This window comes from Ruegeria sp. CDSA020 (assembly GCF_059612345.1).
The window spans coordinates 58974-84914 of the sequence record NZ_JBXWQK010000004.1; the positions used below are offsets into that span (position 1 = coordinate 58974).

Sequence of the window (25941 nt, forward strand, 5' to 3'; positions counted from 1 at the left end):
GCCTGACCAAATGAAGATCCAGGAAAACCGAACCTTTTCACAGCTCGAGGTCGGAGACGAAGCCCAGCTGACACGATTGTGCACGGTTGACGATCTTTACGCCTTCGCCTCGGCATCGGGGGATCACAATCCTCTGCATCTGGCGGCCTATGACGGTGACGGCGACGGACACCCCGAGGCGGTGGCCCCTGCGCTTTGGCCCGCCGGTCTGGTGGCGGCCGTCTTGGGGAATATTTTGCCGGGCGCGGGAACCCAGACCCGAGCGGCCAATCTGCGGTTTCACGCGATCGTTCTGGCCGGAGATGAGTTGACTGCAGTTGTTCGGGTCACAGAAAAATCCGACGATGGTGATGTTATTTGCACCGCCGAGGTTCGGCGTGTTGGCGACAGCACCCTGGTCCTGAGCGGAGATGTCCGGGTCACGCCGCCCGCAAAGCATATGGAATTCGATTCGATAGAGGTGCCGGGACTTATCGTACAACGCCACCGCCATTTCGAAGCGTTGCTGGCGAAAGCCAGACCCCTTGACCCGATGCCAACTGCTGTTGTTGCACCTGAAGAGCCAAACTCATTGGGGGGTGCTTTGCTGGGGTATAGCAACAGCATTATCACGCCGATCCTTGTGGGTGATCCCGGCAAGATCGCTGCCGCAGCCGAGGCACTGGGTGCCGATCTGTCCGGATTTGAAATTATCGAGGCCTATGGCCACCAAGCCGCCGCCCATCGCGCGGTTGACCTGGTGGTTGAGGGCAGGGCGCAAACACTGATGAAGGGGCATTTGCACACCGATGACCTGTTGCGCGCAGTTCTGCGCCGCGAAAACGGGTTGAGAACCGGGCGAAGGCTGTCACATATATTCGTTATGGATGTTCCAGGGATGTCGCGTCCGATCATGGTCACTGACGCGGCCGTGAATATTGCCCCTGACCTCGAAACCAAGGCTGATATTGTTCAGAATGCGATCCATCTGGCACATTCCATCGGGATTGAGACCCCAAAGGTAGGCGTGCTTTCAGCCATTGAGACGATCAACCCGCGCATGGCGTCGTCAGTAGATGCTGCCTTGCTGTCGAAGATGGCCGAACGGGGTCAGATCACAGGAGGGTTGGTTGACGGCCCCTTGGCTATGGACAACGCGGTCGATCTGAATGCGGCACGCACCAAAGGGATTACGTCCGAGGTGGCTGGTGCTGCGGACATTCTTGTCGCCCCAAACATAGAAGCAGGCAATATGGTGGCGAAACAGCTGACCTTCATCTCTCATGCCGAGGCGGCAGGGATCGTGGTCGGAGCTGCTGCTCCGATTATTCTGACCTCGCGTTCGGATGATGACGACTCGCGTCTGGCGTCCTGCGCGGTGGCGGCGCTCCATGCATATGCAAGTAAAGGCAAACTCCATGGCTGACCATGTTCTGGCACTGAACGCCGGGTCCTCATCACTGAAATTCGCGCTGTACGAACTGGTTGATGACAACCGCCCCAGCATGCGGTGGCGCGGACAAATAGAACGTTTAGGTGATGCACCACGCCTATTGGCCCAGTCGGCAGGCGGCAGATCAGTAGATCGTCCCCTGTCGAGCACCAAAAGCCATGATGAAGCAATCCACGCATTTCTTGAAATGGCGCGGGAATATCTTCCTGACATTCATGTGCGCGCAATAGGTCATCGCGTAGTGCATGGAGGAACAGTCTATTCCGAGCCTGTGCGCGTGGATGACACCGTCATCAAAATTTTAGAAGGGTTTATTCCCTTTGCTCCTTTGCATCAGCCCTACAGTCTTTCGGGTATTCGCGCAGCCAGCGCTGCCTTCCCCGGAACAACTCAGGTTGCCTGTTTTGACACGGCGTTTCATCGCACCCATCCGTGGGTAAACGACACCTTTGCCTTGCCGAAAAGCTACTATGACAAAGGCGTTCGCCGCTATGGGTTCCATGGGCTGAGCTATGACTACATTTCGAACAAGCTGAAAGAAACGGCACCGGGTCTGTATGATGGCCGTGTGGTTATCGCCCATCTTGGAAACGGGGCATCCATGTGCGCGGTTTCAGGTGGGCGCGCTGTGGCTTCGACCATGGGGTTTTCGGCGCTTGACGGGTTGCCGATGGGCACGCGCTGCGGTCAACTGGATCCAGGTGTCGTGCTGTATATGCTGCAGCAGGACGGAATGACCGCAGAAGAGATTGCCGAAATGCTGTACAGAAAATCCGGCCTGCTTGGCCTGTCGGGGATATCATCGGATATGCGCACGTTGCTGGCCGCTGATACGCCCGAAGCCCGAAAGGCAATCGACTATTACGTCTTCCGTATCCGGCGAGAGCTTGGCGCCCTGTCCGCCGCACTTGAAGGGATTGATGCGCTTGTCTTCACCGGTGGCGTTGGTGAGAACGCGGCCCAGATCCGGCAGATGGTGTGTGATGGAATGCGATGGATCGGGATCGAAATGGACCACGCCAGAAATGCCGATGGTGGAACAGTCCTGTCCACGGATTTCAGCCGTGTCCGGATTCTGACGATCCCCACAAATGAGGAGATGGTGATCGCGCGGGCTGCGGTAAATTTTCTGGAATAGGTCTTATTCGTTCGGCGTTTCTTTCCGGCGCCGGGCGTATTTCAGCAGCATGCTCAGCAAGGCCGTGATGGCTTCGGGCGCCAGTACGCCAACCGGGTCGCGGCGAATTCCGGCTACGGTGTTTTGGACCTCGGCCAGGGAATCCCTGATTTCGGATTCAATGTCTTGCAGCGCCATATCCCGAAGTTCGACTGCGGCCGAGGCATCGCCGTGTTGGTTTATCGAATTGGCGAGCAGAACCAGAACCAAAGCAAGTACCAGATTGGTCCCCGCAACAAGTATCGCAGCAACGGGTTTCGACAGGGTCGCGGAAAGCCAGAAAAATCCAGCGAGATTCAGCATGATGATCGCCAGGCCCACCGCCACTCCGGCGGCTATGTAAAACCCGGCCCGTTTCACGGTGATCGCAAGCTGTGCGCGTGCGATCAAGCGTTCAGCGCGCAAAATGACTGAGACATTGCGGGATATGCGGCTCATGGGCGTCTCCTAGCGTGACCGGCCAAGCATGTAGCCTAGGGCAAAAATACCAGCGGCAAACAGAATTGATTTTCTGTGCGGCAGATCTTCGAATTCCTCAAGTATATCGTCAAGCTGTGTGGACCAGGATTCGAGGTTATCTGTAAGCCGGTCGGCGATGGTTTCGTGCGGCGGGGCGTCAGCCCCTTTATCTGGCGAAGCGTTTTTTGCCTTTGGCTGCGCGGCAAGTTGCCGTCGCAACTCTGCGATCTCTGCTTCAAGCTCGGCTTTTGTCACCATTGCTCAGGCTCCTTCCCGGCGGACCACTATCAGCGTGCCAGTATCGCCCATGGTAGACTGATTTTCCGATTTAGTAAAAGGGGCTTATCGGGTTCAAAGCCGGTGCCAGCGCGCCTATGCGCCAATGTCAATAATCCGCAACCAGCAGGAAATCCGGGATGGCGTCTTCCTCGATTGTCGCAAAGCGAGGGATCGGCTGTTCGAAGACGTTGTCGGTTCGGTCGTCATTGACGGTAGACACTTCGCCAATCAAACAATCGCCTTTTTCCGCCCAGAACGCGTGCCAGATACCCGGCATCAAAGTCACGCTTTGACCGGGCTTTAGCCGCAGCAGTTCGCCAGGTTGAAGCGTCACAGGGCAGTTGTCGCTAGGCACGGTCACAGGGGTATCGCGGTCAATGCCGCCCTGAGGGTCTGTGGCGTAGATTTCCATCACCAGATCGCCACCGCCCCGGTTGATGATATCCTCGGCTTTAACGATGTGCCGGTGCATCGGCGAAAGCTGCTTGTCCCGCGACACCAGCAGTTTCTCGGCATAGAGCATGCCTTGCCCCTTGTTCAGATCGCTGACATCGCCATTGCGTAGGGTGAACAGGAACAGGCCAAGTTCGTCAAACCGACCCTGGCCATAGTCGGTTATGTCCCACCCAAGCCCGCGTTCACGGATACCGGCGGCCTGTTCGCTGCGCATTTTCTCGGGCGACCAGCCCGCAAACGGCGGCAGCACTGCCCCAAAGGATCGGATAAAGGCTTCGGCCTCGGATTTGATTTCGTTGATGTCTGATCGTTTCATCGGCTTCTTCGTTGGGTCAGAGTTCATGTGCCCAGGGCGGGTTTGCCCCGGCGCGCGCGACGGTTACAGCGGCGACTTCCGCCCCTTTCGAAAGGGCTGCGCGCAAGGCGTTTGCTGGCAATGTGCGCAATTCGGGTTTTGTTAAGTGGCCTGATTGATCTAGGGCGGACAAGACGCCTGCGTTGAAAGTGTCACCGGCGCCAACGGTGTCGACGACCTCGACCTTTTTTACGGGAACAGAAACGTCGGACCCGTCCGCAAGATACCCGATCGCGCCTTCGCTGCCCCGGGTGACGATCACCACCGAAGGTCCTGCCTGCAGCAACAGAGGAACTTTCTCAGCAAGGCTTTCTGGGCCCGGAATGATCCAGTCCAGATCTTCGTCCGAGACCTTGACGATATCCGCTTGCGCAATCATGTGGTTCAGCCGGGTGCGATACCGGGTCTGATCCCGGATGAAATCCGGGCGAATGTTTGGGTCCAACATGACGGCGCGCTCTGATCCAAAGCGGTCAAGCACCGCCGCATAGGCATCTGCGCAAGGCTCGCATGCCAGACTGATCCCGCCCAGATACAGCGCCGAGACCGAGGGCAGATGGGTTGGCATATCCTCTGGCGTCAACATCCGTCCGGCCGAGTTTTCATCGACGAAACTGTAGGCTGCCTGCCCATCCTTGAGCTGTACAAATGCCAATGTTGTCGGGCGGTCCGAGTGGATTACCCGGTCGGAGTCAACATGGCTGGCCTTGAGGGCGGTCATAAGCTGTTGCCCGAACATGTCAGACGAAAGCCCGGTCAGCAGACCCACCGGCGTATCCAATCGACCCAGGGCAATAGCCGTGTTGAAAATCGCACCGCCAGAATGGGGCACAAACCCCAGTTCGCCCGAGATCGTGGGCGTCTCGATCATATCGATCAGGGCTTCACCACAGCATAGGATCATGCCGGGACCTTTCTGTTTCTGAAACGTGCGGTCAGACTACCGCCTTAGCGCATTTTTACAGAAATTGTTAGCGCCAACAATGCCAAATTCATCCTGTTCCGAGACATACAGGTTCATGGATCGGCGCAACTCGCTGAACCGGCCTCCGGCATTAAAAGCGTCTCGGAAGGCGTCTTTGAACAGCCAGCGGTTCTTTTCGGCCACGCCGCCCACAAGGAACACGCCACCGGCAGGCATCATGACGACCGCCAGATCGCCCATGACCGCGCCTAGATGTGTGGTGAACATATGCGCGGCCTTGACGGCATGGGCATCGGTTCCGTCGCGTGCATCCTGAAGGATATCGCGCGCGGTTCGGTGCTCGGCCTTTGCCCGACCCCCTGCCAGTTCGATGGCCTGATAGAGGATCGGCAAACCCGTACCGCTGAGGAACATTTCCGCCTCAAGTGTCAGGGTGTCGTCAAAAAAACACTCGGGGGCCACCTGCCGCGCGGCGTTGAATATTTCGACCTCGTCCTGACTTCGGGGCGAGAGGCCGATATGGCCGCCTTCGCCGGACACCGTGTGATAGCGGCCATTCGAATATAGCAGCGATCCGACACCTAGCCCGGTTCCAGGCCCGACGACCAGACGAGTGCCGGTCGGCGGATGCTTGGCCCCTTGCAAGACTTCAACATTGTCATGGGAAATTTCGGCAACAGACCACGCAGCGGCAGTGAAGTCGTTGATCACAAAGGTATGTCGGGCGCCCGTTGCCCGGGCGATATCATCCTCTGACAGATCAAGTTGGGCGTTGGTCAGCCTGATTGTACCGTTGCGGACAGGTCCTGCCCCGGCGGCAACCACGGCCTGTGGGTCGGTTCCGATCTCGTCGCGCAGGCTATGAAAGGCCTCAAGCAATTCGGGCAGTTTGCCGGTGGGGTATTTGCGCAGGTCCGTCAGTTCACCATTGGTGATAACGCCAAGCCGCGTATTGGTGCCGCCGATATCGGCCACGAGGTTCCAATGGTCGTGCATGGCCCCAGCCGGTTGCGCCAGCGGTAAGGACACTGTGCTTCCCGTCAGGGCGTTTTGTACTGCGGTATAGGACGCCTTGGGTGTGCGCTCCATCGTCTGAAAGTCCACATCCACAAGGCCAAACCTCTTCTCATATCCCAGCGCCCATTCGTAATTGTCCAGCAGGGACCAGATGAAGTAGCCCTTGATCGGCACGCCCTGTGCCAAGGCGTCCTGTACCGCCGAAAGATGTTGGTTCAGATAGTCGATCCGGTCGCTATCCTGCTGCCGTTCGGGGCTGGCCATGCCATTTTCCGTCACCAGAATCGGCAGGTCCCCGGTGTAATCCTGCTTGGTGCGGGTCAGAAACCGGGTCAGGGCGGCGGGTTCGATCTCCCACCCCATCTGAGTTTTGGGCAGCGGTCCGGCGATTTCCTGCAGACTGGGCCAGGTGGTCTCCGAAGGCGCAATCAACTTGCGGGTATAGTAGTTCAGACCACACCAATCGACCGGCGTACCGATGATGTCGAAATCATCCTGCCAGCCAGCGGGCAGGTAGGGCTCTAACCCCTCCAGAACGTTGTCTGGATAGGCCTTGTTGAAAACGCCGCCCAGAAAGAACCGGTTGTAGATGCCGTCATACAGATCAGCCGCGCGGCGCGCTTCGGGGCTGTCATCTGCGGGTTCGGCCCATTCCAGGTTGAAAACCGCGCCCAGGTTGGACATGCCAAGGCCCCGCATCGCGTCGATGGCGCTGCCATGGGCCAGAAGGACGTGGTGCATCGCGCGGGCGGTTGCACGGATGTCGCGCAGACCCGGGGCGTGATGGCCTTCGAAATGGCTGAGCCAGCTGACGCACCAGGGCTCATTTATGGGGGCGACGCTGTACATCCGATCGCCGATCCGGCCCATGATGACCTCGGTGAAATCGGCGAACCACCCGGCGATATCGCGATTGCGCCAGCCGCCCAGATCGGCCAGAGACGAAGGTAGTTCCCAATGGTAAAGCGTTGCGCAGGGGCGGATACCGCGTTCCAGCAGCGCATCGGCCAGCCGATCATAGTAATCCAGCCCGGCCTCATTCACCTGACCGCGGCCTTCGGGCAGCACCCGCGCCCAGCTGGTCGAAAACCGGTAGCAATCAAAGCCGCCATCGCGCACCAGATCCAGATCCTGCGGGAACCGGTTCAGGTGGTCACAGGCCAGATCCCCGTTTTCATTTCGCACAACATTGCCGGGGGTCCTGGCAAAGGTATCCCAATGGGTTTGCCCGGCCCCTCCCTGTGCGTGGCCTTCGATCTGATAGGCCGAAGTTGCGACGCCAAAGAGGAAATCTTTGGGGAAATCAGTGCGGTTGTATATCATATTCAGAACCTGTTGGGGGCGGGGCCGGTCGAGCCGCCAACTACCAGCTCAGCCTCCAGCAATCTAGTTTTGGCCGGGTCTTCGGGCGCATTTATTCGTTCGATCAGCATTTCGGCAGCTATTTCACCGGCCAACCGAACCGAGGATCGCGTGGCGGTGAAGATCGGTACATCCTGCCCGTTTTTCAGATAGGACAGGTCGTCATCATGGGCGATCACCGAAACATCGCGGCCCATCTGCAGCCCTGCTTCGTTCAATGCCCGCCGAACTCCGATGGCCGAAATCATCGACGAAACCAGGATGGCGGTCGGAGGGTTCTTAAGTTGAGCCATATCGCGCGCTTCGTGGTGGCCATATACCTCTGTCATCTCGGCGCTGCGCATCAATTCAGGGTCCGGTGACAGACCGGCTTGATTCAGGGCCTGCAGGTAACCGGCCCGGCGGCGTTGGGCGAAATCCATATCTTCAAGTCCGTTGATAAGGGCGATCCGTCGATGCCCCAGGTCAATCAGAAACTGGGTGGCGCGCATGAACGAGCTTTTGTTGTTCACATCAACCCAGTCATAGGGCGCGTCAATTCCAGTGGATCGTCCGTGCACAATGAAGGGCGCGCCCATGCGATTGAGGACTTCAATCCGCTGCTCGTTCACCTTGGGGCCCTGCAGAACGACACCGTCCACGGCACCACGCTGAAACAGGTCGCGATAAGCGCGTTCAATAGATGTGTCGTCGGCGCTGGTGAACATCATGTCATAGCCGTGTTCGGCATATCTACGAGCAGCCCCGGCGACAAAATCGCCAAAGATTGGGTTCACCATTTCATGCTGGGATGAGCTGGGAATCACGTGCCCGATCACGTGTGATCGACCTGTCGCCAGACCCTTGGCCCGGCTGTTCGGGCGGTACCCGTGTTTTGTTGCGGCGGTCTGAACCCTTGTGCGCGTGGCTTCGCTGACCTCAGGGTATCCGTTCAGCGCACGGCTGACGGTTGTTTGGGACAAACCAAGGATTTCAGAGAGCTGCTTTAGGTTCATATTTGTTCAAAGCGCCTACAAATTACTGCGTATTCCTGTTTTTGCGGGCATTTTCTCCGGTGGTCAACAGATTTTACGAACATCTCGTTTGATATTTATATTTATGGGCCTTCGCAAAGCAATCGTTGACAGGTGGAGGCTGTTAGCGCATAAACTCACTCCAGCCAAAGCGCTTTGGAAATTTGAAACCTAAGGCGCGAGATATCGTTGGGAGGAGAAATTCATGAAACACTCGCTTTATGCTGGCGTTGCCGCATTTACCCTGGTCGGGGGCGTCGCACAGGCCGACAAGGTTACCGTATTCGGCCCGTGGCTGGGGCCGGACCAAGAGAATGTCGAAAAGGTTCTGGATGGGTTTGCGGCGGCGACCGGGCATGAATACGCTTATGTCGGTTCGGACAGTTTTGAATCGCAAATCCGTATTGATGCTGAGGCCGGATCGGCCCCGAATATTGCCGTTTTCCCGCAACCTGGGTTGGCGGCGGATATGGCCAAATCCGGATTTCTGACGCCACTGGGAGAAGGGTCAGGGGACTGGATTCGCGACAACTATGCCGCCGGGCAATCCTGGGTCGATCTCGGCACCTATCCGGGGCCGGACGGTCAGGATCATCTTTATGGGTTCTTCTACAAGGTCGATGTGAAATCCCTTGTGTGGTTTGTGCCCGAGAATTTTGAGGATGCGGGATATGAGGTGCCGACCACGATGGAAGAGCTGAAGGCTCTGTCCGATCAGATTGTGGCAGATGGCGGCACGCCATGGTGTATTGGCCTGGGTTCGGGTGGGGCCACTGGCTGGCCTGCGACCGACTGGGTCGAGGATATGATGCTGCGTACACAATCCCCCGCGGATTACGACGCTTGGGTTGCCAATGAATTGAAGTTCAACGATCCAAAAGTCGTCGCGGCCATTGAGGAATTCGGGGCCTTTGCCCGCAATGAAGACTATGTCGCAGGGGGCGCCGGTGCTGTTGCAACGACGGATTTCCGCGACAGCCCGAAAGGCATGTTCAGCTCACCTCCGCAGTGTTACATGCACCGTCAGGCCTCATTCATTCCGGCATTCTTTCCAGAGGGCACCATCGTCGGGGAAGATGCGGATTTCTTCTACTTCCCTGCCTATGAAAGCAAAGACCTTGGCAGCCCGGTTCTGGGTGCGGGCACTTTATGGGCAATCACCAATGACAGTCCCGGTGCACATGCGCTGATCGAGTATCTGCAAACGCCTGAAGCGCATGAGACCTGGATGGCGCTGACCGGATTTCTGACCCCGCATAAGGGGGTAGATACTTCGGTCTTCTCGGATCCGACGCTGAAAAAGATGAATGACATTCTTCTTGGTGCAACGACGTTCCGGTTTGACGGTTCTGACCTGATGCCGGGCGGCGTAGGAGCCGGAACATTCTGGACCGGAATGGTTGATTATGCAGGCGGTGCCTCTGCCCAAGAAGTGGCGGATGAAATTCAGTCATCCTGGGATGCGCTGGACTAAGGCGTCCGGGGTTGGGCAACCCGCACCATCGGGTTGCCCAAGCTAACCGTCACAAGGGAGAGGCGTCATGCATCCGGCATTTCAGGGCCTGCTGACCATCGCAATCGGCGTGTCAGCCTGTGTGGGCTATTTCTACCTGTCTAATCAGTTTCTGGACAAAGTTCTGTTCCCTGCGCGCGGTCCCAATGCAGGCCGCAACATCAACCGAGCGAGCATGATCCGCCCATGGCTGTTCCTGTTTCCCGCATTAGCTGCATTAAGCCTGTATCTGGCTTACCCGGTGGTGGAAACGCTGCGCCTGTCGTTGACGCAGCGCATTCCTGGCGGCGGGTACGAGTGGGTGGGCTTGGATAACTATGTCCAGATGGCGCAAGAGCCCAAATTCTGGGAAGCCATGCGCAACAACATGTTATGGCTGATCGTGGTGCCTGCAATGTCGACAGCGTTTGGCCTATTGGTGGCGCAGCTGACCGACCGTATCCGCTGGGGCAATATCGCCAAATCGCTGATTTTCATGCCGATGGCCATCTCGTTCGTGGGGGCCTCGGTGATTTGGAAGCTGGTCTATGACACCCGTCCGGTTGAGCAGGACCAGATCGGGATGCTGAACGCGCTTTACATCTTTTTCGGAGGAGTCGAGCCGCAGACATGGTTGACCATTCCCTTCTGGAACAGCTTTTTTCTTATGGTCGTGCTGGTCTGGATTCAGACCGGTTTTGCCATGGTTATCCTGTCGGCCGCCCTGCGCGGTATTCCCGAGGAAACTATCGAAGCTGCCATTCTGGATGGGGCCAATCCGTTCCAGATTTTCTTCCGTATCAAAGTGCCGCAGATCAAGACCACCATCCTGGTGGTCTGGACCACGATCACCATCACCGTGCTCAAGGTCTTTGACATCGTGTTTGCCATGACCAACGGCCAGTGGGAAACGCAGGTTCTGGCCAATTACATGTATGACAAGCTGTTTCGCGCCAATGACTGGGGCGTGGGCTCGGCCTCGGCCATGGTGATCATGCTGCTGGTGGCACCGATCCTTGTCTGGAATGTGCGCAATGCGCGTAAAGAGATGGAGTAGGCCATGAGCGATATAGCAGGAACCAAACCCGCCCTTCGCTGGGCTGTCCATGCCTCGGTTCTTTTTCTGGTCGTGCTCTGGGTGGTGCCGACGCTGGGGCTGTTGATCTCATCCTTTCGTACTGCCGACCAGATTGCCACAAGCGGCTGGTGGCGGTCGCTGTTCCCATCCGAGCAGAACCTGACCCTGCGCGCTGCCGCACCGGAAACTCAGGTGCTGGAGAACGGCGTTTACATGATCGAGGGCAACCTGTTTGAAACCGGCACGCAGGCGGCGATCTCGAAATGGGGCATCAGTTCTCGTGCGATCGATGATTTTGTACCGGGCGATACCGCGGAACTGCGTAAGGGTGGTACTATTACGGTGGATGCCGACGGCAAGTACCGGATGGAAAACACCGAAGAGTTCACCGGCAGTCGCGGCGTGCGCGTCTTTGTGACGGCGGAACTCCCTCCCGAGTTCACCCTGGCCAATTACCACAAGGTTCTGTTGGCAGAAGACAGCACGGACAGTATGGGACGGGCGTTTTTCAACACGCTGACCGTCACGATACCAGCGACGATCATTCCGATCCTAGTGGCCGCCTTTGCCGCCTATGCCTTGGCTTGGATGGATTTCCCAGGTCGGGCACTGTTGATCGCTGCGGTTGTTGGCCTGTTGGTGGTGCCGCTGCAACTGGCACTGATCCCCTTGCTGAAATTTCACCTGAGTATCGGGATTGGTAAAGGCTATCTGGGCGTCTGGATGGCCCATACCGGGTTCGGGATGCCATTGGCCATCTACCTGTTGCGCAACTACATGGCCGGGCTGCCGCGCGATCTGATCGAAAACGCACGTGTTGACGGCGCGACCGAGTTTCAGATCTTTACCAAACTGATCCTGCCACTCAGCTTTCCGGCATTGGCGTCTTTTGCCATCTTCCAATTTCTCTGGACTTGGAATGATCTGCTGGTTGCCAAAGTGTTCCTGATCGATGCGTCCGGCCAGACCACAGTGATGACAAACCGGATCGTCGAGCTGTTGGGCACGCGCGGTGGGAACTGGGAAATCCTTGCCACGGCGGCCTTCGTCTCGATCGCTGTGCCGTTGGCTGTCTTCTTCGCAATGCAAAATTACCTGGTCCGAGGCCTGCTGGCCGGGTCCGTCAAATAGAGGCGTCTGATGAACGTGCAGAACACAGCAGAACTTTCCAATGCAACCAAGGTGACCGCTGACTGGTGGCGTGGTGGCGTCATCTATCAGATCTATCCGCGCAGCTTTCAGGACAGCAATGGTGACGGGATCGGAGATCTGAAAGGCATCACCCAGCGATTGGGGTACATTGCCTCTCTGGGCGTTGATGCGATCTGGATTTCGCCCTTCTTCAAATCTCCGATGAAGGATTTCGGATATGACGTCAGCGACTATCGCGATGTTGATCCGATGTTCGGCACGATGGAGGATTTTCGGGACCTGCTGGATCACGCCCATGCCCAGGGGTTGAAGGTGATGATTGATCTGGTTCTGTCGCATACGTCAGATCAGCACCCCTGGTTCAGCGAAAGCCGCGCCAGCCGTGAAAACGCCAAGTCCGACTGGTATGTCTGGGCCGATCCAAAACCGGACGGTACGCCGCCGAACAACTGGTTGTCGATTTTCGGGGGTTCGGCCTGGCAGTGGGACTCGCGACGTTTGCAGTATTATTTGCACAACTTCCTCACCTCGCAGCCGGATCTGAACTTTCACTGTCCGGATGTGCAGGACGCATTGCTGGACGTCGCAAGGTTCTGGCTTGATCTGGGTGTCGATGGGTTTCGTCTGGATACGATCAATTTCTATTTCCACGACAAGGCGCTGCGCGACAATCCCGCCTTGCCCGTGGATCAGCGCAATGCCTCAATCGCGCCGATGGTGAATCCGTATAACCATCAGGACCACCTGTTCTCCAAAAGCCAGCCCGAGAACATTGCTTTTCTGGAACGCCTGCGGGCCCTGACCGATCAATATGAAGATCGCGCCTGTCTGGGCGAGGTGGGCGACGCACAGCGTGGGCTTGAGATAATGGGCGAATACACCAGCGGTAGTAAGCGCATGCACATGTGCTATGCATTCGAGTTCCTTGAAAAGCGCGCTTTGACCGCCAGCTATGCACAGCAGGTATTTGATCAGCTCGAGGACAAAGCAGGTGATGCCTGGCCTTGCTGGGCATTTTCGAACCATGACGTGGAACGTCACGCGTCGCGTTGGCGTCTGGACGATGCAGCCGCCAGACAGCATGCAGTTTTGATGATGTGCCTGCGCGGCTCGGCCTGCTTGTATCAAGGCGAAGAGTTGGGCCTGCCCGAGGCGGACGTGGCCTTTGACGATCTGCAAGACCCGTATGGCGTCGAATTCTGGCCCGAGTTCAAGGGCCGCGACGGATGCCGGACGCCGATGGTTTGGGCTGCGCAGGATGAACAATCGGGCTTTAGCACCGGCAAGCCTTGGTTGCCTGTCAGTGACCCTCAGGCCGAGCGTGCCGTGGATCGATCAGAGGCCGAGCCCGAATCTATGCTTCACCATTATCGTCGTGCGATTGCATTCCGCCATGCCCATTCGGCTTTGATGTTGGGGGCACAAAAGAACATGACGCAGATCGGGACCGTTTTAACTTTCACGCGTGAAGATCATGCAGAAGAGGTGTTCTGCGCATTTAACCTCGGTACCGAACGTTCCGAAGTAATCTTGCCAGACGGGAACTGGTGCGTGATCGGGGAAGAGTTGGGCGGCGTCGCGGGAACGGGGACAGTGTCTCTGGGTGCTGCACAATTCTGCCTGCTGTTGAGGGAGAAGGAATAAACCATGTCAGAGCTAAACCTCACAGATGTCGCCAAAACCTATGGCAATGTGGATGTTCTTCAGAACATCAATCTTGAGATTGAGCGGGGCGAGTTGATCGTTTTTGTCGGGCCTTCGGGCTGTGGTAAATCCACCTTGCTGCGCATGGTCGCCGGGTTGGAAAAGATCTCGGGCGGAACGCTCGAGATTGAAGGGCAGGTGATGAACGATGTGCCGCCAGCACAGCGAGGCATCGCGATGGTGTTCCAAAGCTATGCGCTGTACCCACATATGACCGTTCGCGAAAACATGGCCTTTGCGCTGAAGATAGCCAAAATGCCGGCGGCTGAAGTTGGCGCCGCGGTCGATCGGGCGGCCCGCATCCTACAGCTTGAACCTTATCTGGACCGGTTGCCCAAAGCGCTATCCGGCGGTCAGCGTCAGCGTGTCGCAATCGGGCGCGCCATTGTTCGTGACCCCAAGGTTTACCTGTTCGACGAACCGCTTTCGAACCTGGACGCGGCGCTGCGTGTCGCCACCCGGATCGAAATCGCCCGTCTGAAAGAGGCGATGCCGGACAGCACGATGATCTATGTCACCCATGATCAGGTCGAAGCGATGACCCTGGCCAGCCGTATCGTTGTGCTAGCCAACAAAGGGATCGCCCAAGTTGGCACGCCGCTGGAGCTGTATGAGACGCCGGACAACGAGTTTGTCGCGCAATTCATCGGTTCACCAGCAATGAACCTGATGTCGGGGGTCATTACCGCGACCGGCGCACAGACAGTCGTCAAGCTGGACGGTGGCGGCACGGCGATATCAGCGGTACCAACCGAGGCTGGAGACGAAGGCAAGCAGGTGAATATCGGCGTCCGCCCCGAGGATTTTGTGTCCGTGGACAGCGACCCAATCCTTGAAGGGGTCGTAGACTTTACCGAGGCTTTGGGCGAGGTGACGCTGTTATACTTCGCGGTCGAGGATGGGACGGATGCCCTTATTGCCAAGCTTCCGGGCGTTCAGAAGAATATGCGGGGCAAGACTGTGATGGTCTCTGCGAATCCTGACAAGGTTCATTTGTTCCATCAGGGGGTTTCCATGCGGAAATAACCCTTTCCAACACGGTTCTTGACAAGACCCCTGATGCTGTTTCAACTTGATTGAAACGTTTCATTTTGTGGTAGAACCGTGGAAATGCGAGTTTCAGCGCAGTTATACACAGTCCGGCAGGTTGGGGATTTGGCGGCCCAGCTTGACTTGGTGCGTGCCTGCGGGTTCACCGATATTGAAACGGTTGGGTTCCACGATCTTACCCCCACGCAGGTTACCAATGTGGTTAGACAGGCTGGTTTCACTGTTCGATCGGCCCATTTTGACTGGGAAGAATTTGAAACCCGGTTTGATGACATTCTTAGAATGCTTGAAGCTTTGGAATGCCCTGTGGCGGTCATGCCTTGGCTGTCGCCCAAGGCTCGGCCCGGCACCGCCGAGGGGTGGAAGGCAGTGTCGGGCCGGTTGGCGGAATGGGCTGATGCCCTGTCAGCCAACGGTGTGCGCCTTGCCTATCATAACCACGATTTCGACCTTGTCGATCTTGGGCAGGGCTCGCCATTGGATATGGTCCTGTCGCACGAGGCCGTTGGATGGCAGCCGGATATCGGTTGGCTATATTCGGCGCTTTCTGACCCCGCTGCATTGTTGAGCCGTTATTCCGACCGGATCGTTTCCGTCCATGCTAAAGACGTCGATCCATTGGCCGGACAAGGCGACGAGCGCTGGCGAAATCTGGGGCAGGGGGTTGTGGACTGGCCTCTGGTCCTGCGTGTTCTGGCTGACAGTCCCTGCGCTGACCTTTTTGTGGAACATGATGAAACCGCCGATCACGCGCAAACATTGCAGACGGGACATGACCTGTTGATGCGAATGCGCAGCGTTGAGGTGACATAGTGGCGCGCGCGACGATCAAGTCGATTGCAAAGCAGACGGGGTTTTCTGTCGGAACCGTCTCGAACGCGCTGCGTGGTGCCGAAACCGTCAAGAAAGAAACGCGGCAGCAGATTCAGTCCGCCGCCGAACAGCTTGGATACCGGGTCAATCTGGACGGGCTGAAGCTGCGGACAAAAAAGTCCTATCGCATCGGCGTTCTGGTCAGCGTGTCGCCTGATTCAGATGAAGAATGGGAAGGCGTCGAATTCACACGCATTGTCGCGGGTATTTCACGGGCTTTGAAGGGGTCGCGTTATGAACTTGGCGTTCACAGCGTGGCTGGCCTGCAGGGAACGATGGCGACGCTGAAGGAAATCGTTCAGAACGGTTTGGCAGACGGGGTGATATTCTCGGGAACGCGCCACGCCGATCCGCGCATTGCCTATCTGCAACAGAATGGTTTCCCCTTTGTCACCATGGGTATGAGCGACAGCGGCAGATCACATGCCTATGTCGATTTCGACAGTCAGGCAGCAGGTCACGATGCAACGCAACGACTGCTAGCCTTGGGGCATCGCCGGATTGCCCTGGTGAACCCGCCGGATGACCTGGTTTATGCGACGCAACGTCGAACGGGCTATGCCCAGGCGTTCAGAGCGTCCGGTCTGGCCGTTGACCCGGCCCTGATCTTCAGCGGGCCTACGACCGCGCGAACGGGGTTTAATGCCTTTGAAGTTTTGATGCGGCTATCCGACAGGCCAACCGCGATCATCTGCGCGAACGAAGCCATGACCCTGGGTGTGCTTTCTGCTGCCCATGCGGCGGGTGTTGAGGTCGGTCGCGAACTGACCGTGATCTCGACCGATGATCTGCAACTTAGCCGATATTTTGTCCCTCCGCCCAGCACCTATTACGTCCCTATTGAGGAAACCAGTCGATTGCTGGGTGAGTATATGCTCAAGGCTTTGGACGGGGTTGACCCGTCCGAAACACAAAAAAAGATCAGGGCCATTTTGATCGAGCGGCAACCTGACACAGTCGCGCCAGAAGCGGCGCTAAACACCTGAACCAACAAAGGAGTAACCGGAGATGTTAAGAAACCTATTTGCCGCCGCCGCCCTGACCGCGCTTGCCGCGCCTGCTGTGTTTGCAGCGGATCTTGAAGGGCGCGTACTTAAGATCGGAACAGATGCCACCTATCCGCCCATGGAAACGGTCGATGAGTCCACGGGTCAGATTGTGGGATTTGACGTCGATGTGATGAATGCGATCTGCGAAAAGGTGAACTGCGTTCCGAATTTCGTGAATACAGCCTGGGACGGAATTTTCGCCGCGCTTCAGCAAGGAGAGTTCGACCTCGTGATCTCGGGCGTCTCGATCACGCCTGAACGCGAAGAAAACATGGATTTTTCCGAGCCTTATATCATTGTTAGCCAGGCCATCCTGCTGCAGGTCGATAATGCCGACATGACGTTGGATGACTTCAAAGCAGGCGGTCAGAAACTGGCCGCGCAGACCGGCACCACCAATGCCCAGCTGGCCGAAGAGCTGGTCGGACGCGAGAATGTCAGCCTGTATGACAATTTCTCTGCAGCGATCCTGGCTTTGCAGAATGCTGACGTACAGGGGGTGATCATTGATGGAACCTCGGCATCGGCATATGAACAGGAATTTGCCGGGGAATTGGCTGTAGGCATCACAGGCCTTCAGTCTGATCCACTGGGTATTGTGTTTCAGGAAGGTGACGCAACCGTTGACGCCATAAACGAAGGGCTGGCCGCCATTCAGGCAGACGGTACGATGGACGCATTGGTTGCCAAATACTGGGGCACTGATTGAGCCGTTGAAACCCTTTCTGACCCGGCGGGAAAACCTGCCGGGTCAAGCATAACCCGAGGGACGCCATGATCCGCCTAAGCTCGATCCGGCCGAGTAATCTTGTTTTGCTCGCCGCTGCCCCGTTCATCATCTACCTGTTTGCCTCATCCTCGAAATATCTGAGGTCATTGGTTGCCATTTTGGGGATTGGTGAAAATGCGGGGCCCATTTTTGTTGGGTTTCTTCTGATACTGGCCGTGGCCATATTGGCCTATCTCTCGGCGCGCCGCATCCGGTTTCAAACCATCGCGCCGAACTGGTTGAGGATTGCGGCGGCTTTGGCAATGCCGGCCTCGGCCGGGTTGGCGATCCTTGGACTTGTCCAGCCTCAGATGCTGATGCCCTTTGCGGAATCCGTCTTCTTTAATGCGCTCAGCGAAAACACGTCTGAGTTCATTGACCGATCTTCGCAACCTTGGGTCTTGTTCCCCGAGATCGTCGCCAAGGTGCAAATGAGACTACAGGCCCTGCTGGTAGGGTTTGCGATGGTGGTCGCGGTGATCCCCCTGACGGCCCGTTTCCCACGATCCATGAAAGCCTATGTTCAGATTGGACTCGAACTGCTGACCGGGCTGGTTTTGTTTTACCTGATGTTTCTGGCGCATTGGCAATTTGCGACCGGGGTCGCGATAACGTTCCGTGCAGCGATCTTTGCCTATATCTTTGCGGCCATTATGGGTCTGGTCTGGGTCGGTTTGCAGTCCTTCAAGCCCAAAGCTCGAACAACCGTTGTCTATGGGTCCATCAGCCTGACACTATTGGCCGTGTCGGCGTTCTTTTTTATGCAACCAAAGGTGAGCTTTGTTCTGGTTGGCAGTACTGAAGCAAGAATTGCCATTGTTCGGGGTACGCCACAGGCCCAGGCGGATTTGATCCGGTTCGGAGAGTTCGACGGAGGTGAAGGCCAACAGTATCGCATTCGCAGCGCCCCCGATGCCGTCTCTGCACTGGATCAGATTACAACCGTCGACAGCGTATCTGGTGCTTTTGTTCCGGCTGGCGTTCATACGCAGGGCTATCCGGTGATCTGGCAATCCAGTTTTCTGCCAGACAAGTTTCGTAACCCGGCGCTGACTTTTGCGGTTTTTGGGTTTTTGCTTCTGACACTGACGGTCGGAGGCGCACAGCATAAGCTACATCCGCTGGCTGTAGGGGCCGAGTTTTTTGTCGATACCATTCGCGGCATTCCAATGCTGGTCATCATCCTCTATATCGGCTTGCCGCTTGCTGGTGCGGTCAAGGATGCCACAGGTGGCGGCATCGACATGACCAACATGACCCGCGGCATCATCGCCATTTCCATAGGGTATTCGGCCTATATGGCCGAGATTTTCCGATCAGGGATTGAGGCCATCCCACGAGGTCAGATCGAAGCAGGCGGCTCGCTTGGGCTGTCCCGCTGGCAAACTGCCCGGCTTATTATCCTGCCACAGGCATTGCGCATAGTGACGCCACCTTTGGGCAATGAATTTATCGCGATGATCAAGGATACCTCATTGCTGTCCATCCTGTCGGTCCGCGACATGACTCAGCGCATGCGCGAATTTCAGGCCTCAAGTTTTCTGCCCTTCGCGCCATTCAACACAGCGGCGATCCTCTATGTCGTGGTGACGCTTGGTTGCGCTAGTTTCCTCAAATGGATCGAACGCCGCAGCGCACGGGAAAACCGATGAGCAGGCTTGAGCTGGGCGTTTGCTATTACCCCGAGCAATGGGACAAATCGCAGTGGCGCGACGATGCTAAGCGCATGGTCGATATGGGATTGGATTGGGTTCGGATTGCTGAGTTTACCTGGGGCCTGATCGAGCCGGAAAGAGGCCGGTTCGAATGGGGCTGGCTGGACGAGGTGATTGGAATTCTGGGCGATGCCGGTTTGCGCGTGATGATGTCGACGCCTACGGCTGCACCTCCGAAATGGCTAGTGGATGACTGCCCTGAGATTCTGCCAGTGGGGCCGGATGGCCGGGTGCGTGGGTTCGGGTCGCGCCGACACTATTGTTTTTCCAGCGATATCTACCTGACCGAGGCCCGTCGGATCACCACGGAATATGCCCGTCGATATGGCGAAAATCCATTTGTTTGTGCTTGGCAGATCGACAATGAATATAACGATCACGATACGGTTCTGAGCTATTCCAATGCCGCTCGCACCGGTTTTCGCAGATGGTTGCAAGACCGCTACGGTACGATTGAGGCGCTTAACCGAACATGGGGGACAGTGTTTTGGGGGTCGCTCTATTCCGATTTTGATCAGATCGAACTGCCCATAAGTTTGGTGGCCAGCCCGAACCCGACCCATGCTCTGGATTTTGCCCGCTATTCTTCGGATCGGGTGCGGGATTTCAATCGTGCTCAGGCGGATATTCTGCGCAGGTTTGCGCCGGGGCGCGATATTACCCATAATTTCATGGCAGGCAGCTTTGAGTTCGACCATCACGCTGTTGCGGCGGATCTGGATGTGGTCGGTTTTGACAGCTATCCGCTGGGCAACCTGTTGGGATCGTCACTGTCTGATGAAGACAAACGTCGATACTTGCGAACAGGCGCGCCGGACTATCAGGGGTTTCACTGCGATTTGTATCGCAGCCAGGGCAGGGGCCGAATGTGGGTTCTGGAACAACAGCCCGGTCCGGTGGACTGGGCCGAAAAGAACCCCTCACCTGCGGATGGGATGGTCAGGCTTTGGACTTGGGCCGCTTTTGCCCACGGTGCACAGGCAGTGATGTTCTTCCGATGGCGTCAGGCGAAGTTCGCGCAGGAACAATTCCACACGGCGCTTCTGCGATCGGATGGCAGCCCGGATCAGGCCGCGCTGGAACTGGCTCAGGTTGCACAAGAGCGTGCTGCCCTGCCGGAAGTCACCCGGCAGAATGCAGCTGTGGCAATTCTGTTGGATTACGAATCCATTTGGGCTGCAGATATCCTGCCGCATGATGACGCATTCCCGAATGCCGGGATTTTCCGGATTTGGTATGCTGGCCTGCGTGCATTGGGGGTCGATCTGGATTTCGTTGGTCCCGATGATGATCTGACAGGGTATTCATTGATCGTATTGCCGCAAAACATGATCATCTCGCCCGATCTGGCAAAGAGATTGCACCACAGCCAGGCCAAATTGCTGATCGGTGCCCGTGCGGGCAGCAAGACTGTAGACATGTGGACCCCTGAAAATCTCGCTCCCGGTGAGTTGGCCGATCTTGCAGGGATAAAAGTCATACGCGTCGAATCCCTGCCGGATCTGGCGGATGAATCCGTAAGCCTCGAGAGCACCGGAACCTTTGATTTTAAGGGCTGGCGGGAAGTCATCGAGACCGAAAATCAGGTAATCGCGCATTTCGTAAGTGCTTACAGGGCTGGCAGTCCGGCGATTGTGAAATCGGACCGGGCTATGTATCTGGCGATGATCCCCAACGGGCCGTTGCTACGGGCGATCCTGATTAAAGCGCTGACATGGGCGGGCCTTCCGATACGGGAATGTGGCCCGGACCTTCGTGTTACACAGCGGGGTGACCTCGGCTTTGCGTTCAACTTCGGGGCTGCCGCACAGGTTCTGCCGGATGACGAAAATCGGCAATATATTGTTGGTACTTCAGAAATCCCATCCTATGGTGTCTCAGTCTGGAAGTGGAAGTAAACCAGAGCTTGCGGACATGATTGCAAACTGGACCTATGAATTCTGCAAACTGTCACTTTTGGACTGACAGCTTTGCAGCAACCCTCTAGCCTGTGATTGCATAACAATAGGACTGAAAGTCCAACTATGGGAGAATCGAATATGGCCGAACGGAAAAACCTTTCCAGACGTACAATCTTGAAGAGCGCAGGGGCGGCAGCACTTGCAGCACCGCTGTACAGCAAAAGCGCGCTGGCGTCCTCGGGTGAGATCAACATTCTGATGTGGTCCGATTACCTGCCGCCAGCATTCTTGCAGGAATTCGAGACACTGACCGGAATCAAGGTGAACTATACCGGTATCGGGTCGAACGAAGAAATCATCAACAAGATGAAGGCCACCAAGGGTCAGGGTTTCGACATCGTGTCGCCGACCAATAACCGGTCTTTGCAGTGGGAACCGCTTGAGCTGTTGCAGCCTTTTGACATGAACAAGGTTCCGATTGATCTGGTGAACCCGGCGATGGCAGCGATTGGTACAGATGCCTGGAACTTTGGCGATTCCGGTGTGCATTGGTTGCCACATATCTGGGGAACTGAAGGCATCGCATATCGGACTGATCTGTGGCTGCCTGAAGGTGACGCACCGTCCTATGGCGACGTCTGGTCCGAAGCAAACGCAGGTAAGACCATGGGCCGCGCGCACTCGATGATGCTGGGCGCAGGCCTGTACATGGAGCGCGCAGGCGAGATGGAGCCCGGTTCCGTCTGGGCCGCTTATGGCGACGAAGATACCATGCGCAAGGTTTGGGGTCAGATCGCAGATTGGTGTATCGAACGTAAGAACCGCATCAAGCTGATCTGGAACGACGCCGACACACAGAAGAACGGTCTGTTGAACGAAGGCGTGATTGTTGGCCAGACATGGGATGGCCCGCCGCTGGCACTTAAATCTGCAGGTGAGCCTGTGCATTATCAGGCTCCGGTTGAAGGGGCGATGGCCTGGGTTGATGGTATGGCAATTCCAACAGGTGCTGCCAATATCGACCAGATCTATGCCTTCATCGACTTTGCCTACCAGGCCAAACCGGCCGGCGTTGCGATCGACAGCCACGGGTACAACTCGCCCGTTCTGGGTGCCGACCAATATTCGGGCGACACCTACAAGAAGAACTTCGCCGAAGCCTATCCGGGCGACTCGCTGGCCAACCTCAATCCGTGGCCGGCCGAAGCGCCCTGGTATGCGGAAACCCGGACCGAGTTCGTCAACAAGTTCAAAAGCGCCTGATAGCTTTTCAAAAAAGTGCCCTCCGCCAAACGCGGGGGGCTCCCAACCCGCACGCCACTGCGTGACGGAACCCATTTGGGTGCGCACCACCAAGCGCATCAATCGGAGATACCAAAAATGAGTGCAGGGGTCGGTGTAGATCTTGAAAACCTGTGGATCCGTTTCGGCGATTTTGTCGCGGTGCGGGACGCAAATGTGAACATAAACGGGGGCGATTTCTTTTCGTTCCTGGGACCATCCGGTTGCGGCAAGACAACGATTTTGCGCGCTGTTTCGGGGTTTCTGGACCCCAGCGAGGGTAAGGTTCTGATCGGTGGTAATGACATGCGCGGCATCGGGCCCAACAAGCGCCCGACTGCCCTGATCTTTCAGAACCTCGCGCTGTTCCCCCTGATGAAAGTCTGGGAAAACATCACTTTCTCGATGGAGATCAAAGGCGCCAGCGCGGCCGAGCGCCGCAAGCGGGCCGATGAGCTGTTGGACATGATCGCGTTGCCGGGACAGGGTGACAAGCTGCCCAGCGAACTTTCGGGTGGTCAGCGTCAGCGCGTGGCGATTGCCCGCGCCCTATGTGCCGAACCCGATGTACTGCTGCTGGACGAACCGCTTTCGGCGCTGGACCTGAAGTTGCGCCAGCATATGCGCACCGAGCTGCGCGAGATTCAGAAGCGTGTCGGTATCACCTTTATCTATATCACCCACGACCAGGGCGAAGCGCTGACCATGTCGGACAATATCGCCGTAATGCGTGCAGGAGTGATCGACCAGATTGCCGATGGCAAGACAATTTACAATGACCCCAACACGGCTTTTGCGGCGTCGTTCGTTGGCGAAAACAACGTTTTCCGCGGCAAGATCAAGCAAGTCATGGGAGATGAGGCGCTGATTGCAACCAACCGATCCGGCGATCTGGTCGCACGGATTTCCACTGTAAATCAGGGCAAGCTGAAAGAAGGCGATGACGCGATGATGTTCATTCGCCCCGAGGCGCTGGCGATTGCCCCGGACGGTGCAGTGGGCGACCATTTTGTAACCGCCCGCGTGAACCATGAAGAATTCGAAGGTAACGCCTTCAATATTTTCACCGAAGGCGATGGCGGCAAGGAAATTAAGGTATCGCTGCCCAATCTAGGCCAATCTTTCGATGACCATACCGGGCAGACCATCACGTTGGAATATCAGACCCATAATGCGGTTCTGGTTCCAGCGGGTGAGCTGGCCGCGGAATAAGGGGATAAAAATATGCCCCATTTTCTGAAAGAATTCTTCAACCGCAACGGCACCGGCATGGGATTGATGATACTGGGTTTGGTCCTGTTCTGGACCATCGGCCTGATCATCCTGCCGCAGCTGTCGATGCTGGATTTCTCATTCCGGCCAAACCTGCCCCCGCCCGAGATCGGGGGGCCAAAGGATGTCTATACGCTGGAGAACTACAAATACCTGATCTATGGCCCGGAAGGCGGCAGCCAGGACTATAACGCCGTCGATCTGAGGGTGTTTTTCCGCACCCTTCTGGCCGCGGTATGCGTTACGATTTTCAACCTGATCCTGTGCTATCCGATCGCCTATTATCTGGGTCAGTCCAAGGGCAGTCACATCCGCATCTTTGCGATCATGCTGATCATCCCCTACTGGATCAATGAGATCCTGCGCGCCTTTGCCCTGCGGATCATCTTTGGCGAAACCGGTGTACTGAACACGCTGTTCACTGGGCTGGGGGTCTGGGATATGCCGTTTGATTTCATCCGCAATGACATCGCGCTCTATGCCGGGCTGGGCTATGCCTATATCTTGCTGATGATCTTCCCGATGTATAACGTCATAGAAAGTCTGGATAAAAACCAGATCGAGGCGGCGCGAGATTTGGGAGCCCCCTGGTGGCGTATCCATTGGCGCGTGGTCATTCCCTATGCCAAGCCAGGGATCAGTTCGGGCTGTACTATGGTGTTCATGCTGTCCGCGGGTGCGCTGGCCGCGCCGCAAATTCTGGGCGGGCCGTCCTCCCTGTGGTTCACGCAGCTGATCTATCAGCAGTTCAACGACAACAATGACTGGCCGCAGGGTGCCGCCTACGCCATCGTTCTGCTGGTGACCTGTATCTTGTTCGTGCTGGCCGTTATGCGCCTGTTCAAGGTGAATATGGGGGATATAGGGAAATGAATTTGTCCTTCCTCCGTGTAAGCATTTGGGTCTACCTGGTGCTGTTCTTCCTGTACCTTCTGGGTCCGCTGGTGATCATGTCGGTCACGGCCTTCAACTCGTCCGAATTCCCAAGGATGACACCGTGGGAGTGTCTGACCTTCCAGTGGTTTGGCGAATTGTTTCAGGACCAACGTATCCTGAACGGCATCAAGAACTCACTGATCATCGGCGCCGGAACGGTGGTTCTATCGGTGGCGATGGGTCTTGCGGGCGCGCTGATGCTGACGCAGATCTGGCCAAAACTGCGCGCGACCTACTATACGGTCATCATCGCGCCGATCCTGATCCCGGGCGTTGTTCTGGGTATCTCGACACTGGTGTTCTGGGACCGGATCAACCGGATGTTGGGCTTGGGTGCCGACAGTTTCCTGTCAAACGGGATATTCCTGACGGTGATCGGCCAATCCACCTTTATCGCCAGCTATTGCATGCTGGTGCTGGTGGCACGGTTGCAGCGCTATGATATGGCGCTGACCGAGGCCGCGCTGGATCTGGGTGCAACCCATGCTCAGGCGTTCCGCAAGATCATGCTTCCGTTCATGCGTCCGGCGATTGCCAGCGCGGCAGTGCTGGCGTTCTTGGCCTCGTTTGAGAACTACAACACCACCACCTTCACCTTTGGTGAATACCCGACGCTGACCATCGAACTGGCGCAGAAGGTGCGCTATGGCATCACGCCCTCGATCTCGGCGCTGGCCTTCATCATCGTGGCGCTGACGGTGTTCTTTGCCCTGCTGAACGAGGCCAAGCTGAAGCGACAGGAACTGGTGGCTGCTGCACGCAAGAACGCCACGGTCGAGGAACTGGCGGGCAAGATCAAGCTTCCCAGCTTCTTTGCCGGGAACCTTGCTGCGGTTCTGCTGGTTGTCTTTGCGGTTGCCACGATCACTGTGGTCGGAACCGCAACCGCCTACAATCCGGCTCAGTGTGTCGCAGATGTCAAAGAGCAAAAGCGCCTTGAAGCTGATCTGCGTATTCAAGAGCTGCGCAAGCAGCGCGAAGAACAGCGCAAAAAGCGCGAGGCGGAAGCGGCTGAGCAAGAGGGAGAGGGTGCGCAGGAATCGGCCCCGAAACCCTCGAATAACAGCGGTTTCGGCAATGTGTTTGCGCCGAATACTCTGGGTGACGAAGAAGAGGATTCTGGTACTGAAACGCCTTCGGGCAATGGCGGTGCCTTTGATCCCAACAGTTTGCAGGCGAACTAAGCGCCTCGCA

General features: G+C 56.8%; 22 protein-coding genes and 1 pseudogene. 16 read left to right on the top strand and 7 right to left on the bottom strand.

The window, feature by feature from the left end; translation table 11 throughout:
* Positions 1–10: 10 nt before the first annotated feature.
* Together AC2FJW_RS07875 and AC2FJW_RS07880 are read left to right on the top strand one after the other, a co-directional pair.
* On the top strand, positions 11–1405 hold the full coding sequence (locus tag AC2FJW_RS07875) for a bifunctional enoyl-CoA hydratase/phosphate acetyltransferase (RefSeq protein ID WP_281972984.1): 1395 nt from the start codon (positions 11–13) through the stop codon (positions 1403–1405).
* Complete coding sequence (locus tag AC2FJW_RS07880) at positions 1398–2570, top strand: acetate/propionate family kinase (RefSeq protein ID WP_496749738.1); 1173 nt, start codon at positions 1398–1400, stop codon at positions 2568–2570. The genes AC2FJW_RS07875 and AC2FJW_RS07880 overlap by 8 nt, the downstream gene beginning before the upstream one ends.
* A 3-nt stretch (positions 2571–2573) precedes the next feature.
* Here AC2FJW_RS07880 and AC2FJW_RS07885 read toward each other — a convergent pair whose 3' ends face one another.
* From AC2FJW_RS07885 to AC2FJW_RS07915, 7 genes and pseudogenes are all read right to left on the bottom strand, one after another.
* Positions 2574–3047 carry a hypothetical protein gene (locus AC2FJW_RS07885; RefSeq protein WP_496705194.1) on the bottom strand — a complete coding sequence of 158 codons (474 nt, stop codon included), beginning with the start codon at positions 3045–3047 and terminating at the stop codon, positions 2574–2576.
* Positions 3048–3056: 9 nt separating this feature from the next.
* A complete protein-coding gene (locus tag AC2FJW_RS07890) occupies positions 3057–3326 on the bottom strand; it encodes a hypothetical protein (protein WP_496697121.1) in 270 nt (89 codons plus the stop codon).
* A 127-nt stretch (positions 3327–3453) separates the two neighbouring features.
* Positions 3454–4119 carry a D-lyxose/D-mannose family sugar isomerase gene (locus AC2FJW_RS07895; RefSeq protein WP_496749740.1) on the bottom strand — a complete coding sequence of 222 codons (666 nt, stop codon included), beginning with the start codon at positions 4117–4119 and terminating at the stop codon, positions 3454–3456.
* A gap of 16 nt (positions 4120–4135) precedes the next feature.
* Positions 4136–5062: a carbohydrate kinase family protein gene (locus AC2FJW_RS07900; protein ID WP_496749742.1), complete on the bottom strand. Its 927-nt coding sequence runs from the start codon at positions 5060–5062 to the stop codon at positions 4136–4138.
* A gap of 36 nt (positions 5063–5098) precedes the next feature.
* Positions 5099–6079 (bottom strand): glucokinase, encoded by a 981-nt coding sequence (locus AC2FJW_RS07905; RefSeq protein ID WP_496749950.1) that lies wholly within the window; start codon positions 6077–6079, stop codon positions 5099–5101.
* Between the two features lie 39 nt (positions 6080–6118).
* Positions 6119–7423: pseudogene (locus AC2FJW_RS07910) on the bottom strand (GH1 family beta-glucosidase); the annotation flags it as partial.
* A 2-nt stretch (positions 7424–7425) separates the two neighbouring features.
* Complete coding sequence (locus AC2FJW_RS07915; protein ID WP_496701951.1) at positions 7426–8457, bottom strand: LacI family DNA-binding transcriptional regulator; 1032 nt, start codon at positions 8455–8457, stop codon at positions 7426–7428.
* A 223-nt stretch (positions 8458–8680) separates the two neighbouring features.
* Between AC2FJW_RS07915 and AC2FJW_RS07920 the strand changes: the two genes are divergently transcribed.
* The 14 genes from AC2FJW_RS07920 to AC2FJW_RS07985 all read left to right on the top strand — a co-directional run bounded on the left by AC2FJW_RS07920 (position 8681) and on the right by AC2FJW_RS07985 (position 25931).
* Entirely contained in the window at positions 8681–9949 is a 1269-nt protein-coding gene (locus AC2FJW_RS07920) for an ABC transporter substrate-binding protein (protein WP_282021726.1), read from the top strand.
* A 67-nt stretch (positions 9950–10016) separates the two neighbouring features.
* Positions 10017–11024 carry a carbohydrate ABC transporter permease gene (locus AC2FJW_RS07925; RefSeq protein WP_281995048.1) on the top strand — a complete coding sequence of 336 codons (1008 nt, stop codon included), beginning with the start codon at positions 10017–10019 and terminating at the stop codon, positions 11022–11024.
* Positions 11025–11027: 3 nt separating this feature from the next.
* Positions 11028–12176, top strand: coding sequence for a carbohydrate ABC transporter permease (locus AC2FJW_RS07930; RefSeq protein WP_496749743.1), 1149 nt, complete (start codon positions 11028–11030; stop codon positions 12174–12176).
* Positions 12177–12185: 9 nt separating this feature from the next.
* Positions 12186–13841 (top strand): alpha-amylase family glycosyl hydrolase, encoded by a 1656-nt coding sequence (locus AC2FJW_RS07935; RefSeq protein ID WP_496749745.1) that lies wholly within the window; start codon positions 12186–12188, stop codon positions 13839–13841.
* Between the two features lie 3 nt (positions 13842–13844).
* Positions 13845–14927 carry an ABC transporter ATP-binding protein gene (locus tag AC2FJW_RS07940; protein WP_496697111.1) on the top strand — a complete coding sequence of 361 codons (1083 nt, stop codon included), beginning with the start codon at positions 13845–13847 and terminating at the stop codon, positions 14925–14927.
* 84 nt (positions 14928–15011) lie between these two features.
* Positions 15012–15764, top strand: a complete 753-nt coding sequence (locus AC2FJW_RS07945) for a sugar phosphate isomerase/epimerase family protein (RefSeq protein ID WP_496749746.1) — start codon at positions 15012–15014, stop codon at positions 15762–15764.
* A complete protein-coding gene (locus AC2FJW_RS07950) occupies positions 15764–16810 on the top strand; it encodes a LacI family DNA-binding transcriptional regulator (RefSeq protein WP_496749748.1) in 1047 nt (348 codons plus the stop codon). The genes AC2FJW_RS07945 and AC2FJW_RS07950 overlap by 1 nt, the downstream gene beginning before the upstream one ends.
* Positions 16811–16832: 22 nt before the next feature.
* A complete protein-coding gene (locus AC2FJW_RS07955) occupies positions 16833–17582 on the top strand; it encodes a basic amino acid ABC transporter substrate-binding protein (protein WP_142636138.1) in 750 nt (249 codons plus the stop codon).
* Positions 17583–17647: 65 nt separating this feature from the next.
* Positions 17648–19294, top strand: coding sequence for an amino acid ABC transporter permease (locus AC2FJW_RS07960; protein WP_496749749.1), 1647 nt, complete (start codon positions 17648–17650; stop codon positions 19292–19294).
* Positions 19291–21255, top strand: coding sequence for a beta-galactosidase (locus AC2FJW_RS07965; protein WP_496749750.1), 1965 nt, complete (start codon positions 19291–19293; stop codon positions 21253–21255). The genes AC2FJW_RS07960 and AC2FJW_RS07965 overlap by 4 nt, the downstream gene beginning before the upstream one ends.
* A gap of 141 nt (positions 21256–21396) precedes the next feature.
* Positions 21397–22521 (top strand): extracellular solute-binding protein, encoded by a 1125-nt coding sequence (locus tag AC2FJW_RS07970; RefSeq protein ID WP_496691368.1) that lies wholly within the window; start codon positions 21397–21399, stop codon positions 22519–22521.
* 117 nt (positions 22522–22638) lie between these two features.
* A complete protein-coding gene (locus tag AC2FJW_RS07975) occupies positions 22639–23751 on the top strand; it encodes an ABC transporter ATP-binding protein (RefSeq protein ID WP_142636146.1) in 1113 nt (370 codons plus the stop codon).
* A gap of 12 nt (positions 23752–23763) precedes the next feature.
* On the top strand, positions 23764–24684 hold the full coding sequence (locus AC2FJW_RS07980; protein ID WP_142636148.1) for an ABC transporter permease: 921 nt from the start codon (positions 23764–23766) through the stop codon (positions 24682–24684).
* Complete coding sequence (locus AC2FJW_RS07985; RefSeq protein WP_142636150.1) at positions 24681–25931, top strand: ABC transporter permease; 1251 nt, start codon at positions 24681–24683, stop codon at positions 25929–25931. The genes AC2FJW_RS07980 and AC2FJW_RS07985 overlap by 4 nt, the downstream gene beginning before the upstream one ends.
* Positions 25932–25941: the final 10 nt, after the last annotated feature.

Coding starts and splice junctions, on each gene's coding strand:
- AC2FJW_RS07875 (WP_281972984.1), top strand. CDS start 11: ATGAAGATCCAGGAAAACCGAACCTTTTCACAGCTCGAGGTCGGAGAC.
- AC2FJW_RS07900 (WP_496749742.1), bottom strand. CDS start 5,062: ATGATCCTATGCTGTGGTGAAGCCCTGATCGATATGATCGAGACGCCC.
- AC2FJW_RS07905 (WP_496749950.1), bottom strand. CDS start 6,079: ATGCACGACCATTGGAACCTCGTGGCCGATATCGGCGGCACCAATACG.
- AC2FJW_RS07955 (WP_142636138.1), top strand. CDS start 16,833: ATGTTAAGAAACCTATTTGCCGCCGCCGCCCTGACCGCGCTTGCCGCG.
- AC2FJW_RS07945 (WP_496749746.1), top strand. CDS start 15,012: ATGCGAGTTTCAGCGCAGTTATACACAGTCCGGCAGGTTGGGGATTTG.
- AC2FJW_RS07895 (WP_496749740.1), bottom strand. CDS start 4,119: ATGAAACGATCAGACATCAACGAAATCAAATCCGAGGCCGAAGCCTTT.
- AC2FJW_RS07930 (WP_496749743.1), top strand. CDS start 11,028: ATGAGCGATATAGCAGGAACCAAACCCGCCCTTCGCTGGGCTGTCCAT.
- AC2FJW_RS07975 (WP_142636146.1), top strand. CDS start 22,639: ATGAGTGCAGGGGTCGGTGTAGATCTTGAAAACCTGTGGATCCGTTTC.
- AC2FJW_RS07890 (WP_496697121.1), bottom strand. CDS start 3,326: ATGGTGACAAAAGCCGAGCTTGAAGCAGAGATCGCAGAGTTGCGACGG.
- AC2FJW_RS07940 (WP_496697111.1), top strand. CDS start 13,845: ATGTCAGAGCTAAACCTCACAGATGTCGCCAAAACCTATGGCAATGTG.
- AC2FJW_RS07965 (WP_496749750.1), top strand. CDS start 19,291: ATGAGCAGGCTTGAGCTGGGCGTTTGCTATTACCCCGAGCAATGGGAC.
- AC2FJW_RS07935 (WP_496749745.1), top strand. CDS start 12,186: ATGAACGTGCAGAACACAGCAGAACTTTCCAATGCAACCAAGGTGACC.
- AC2FJW_RS07915 (WP_496701951.1), bottom strand. CDS start 8,457: ATGAACCTAAAGCAGCTCTCTGAAATCCTTGGTTTGTCCCAAACAACC.
- AC2FJW_RS07925 (WP_281995048.1), top strand. CDS start 10,017: ATGCATCCGGCATTTCAGGGCCTGCTGACCATCGCAATCGGCGTGTCA.
- AC2FJW_RS07985 (WP_142636150.1), top strand. CDS start 24,681: ATGAATTTGTCCTTCCTCCGTGTAAGCATTTGGGTCTACCTGGTGCTG.
- AC2FJW_RS07970 (WP_496691368.1), top strand. CDS start 21,397: ATGGCCGAACGGAAAAACCTTTCCAGACGTACAATCTTGAAGAGCGCA.
- AC2FJW_RS07980 (WP_142636148.1), top strand. CDS start 23,764: ATGCCCCATTTTCTGAAAGAATTCTTCAACCGCAACGGCACCGGCATG.
- AC2FJW_RS07880 (WP_496749738.1), top strand. CDS start 1,398: ATGGCTGACCATGTTCTGGCACTGAACGCCGGGTCCTCATCACTGAAA.
- AC2FJW_RS07960 (WP_496749749.1), top strand. CDS start 17,648: ATGATCCGCCTAAGCTCGATCCGGCCGAGTAATCTTGTTTTGCTCGCC.
- AC2FJW_RS07885 (WP_496705194.1), bottom strand. CDS start 3,047: ATGAGCCGCATATCCCGCAATGTCTCAGTCATTTTGCGCGCTGAACGC.
- AC2FJW_RS07920 (WP_282021726.1), top strand. CDS start 8,681: ATGAAACACTCGCTTTATGCTGGCGTTGCCGCATTTACCCTGGTCGGG.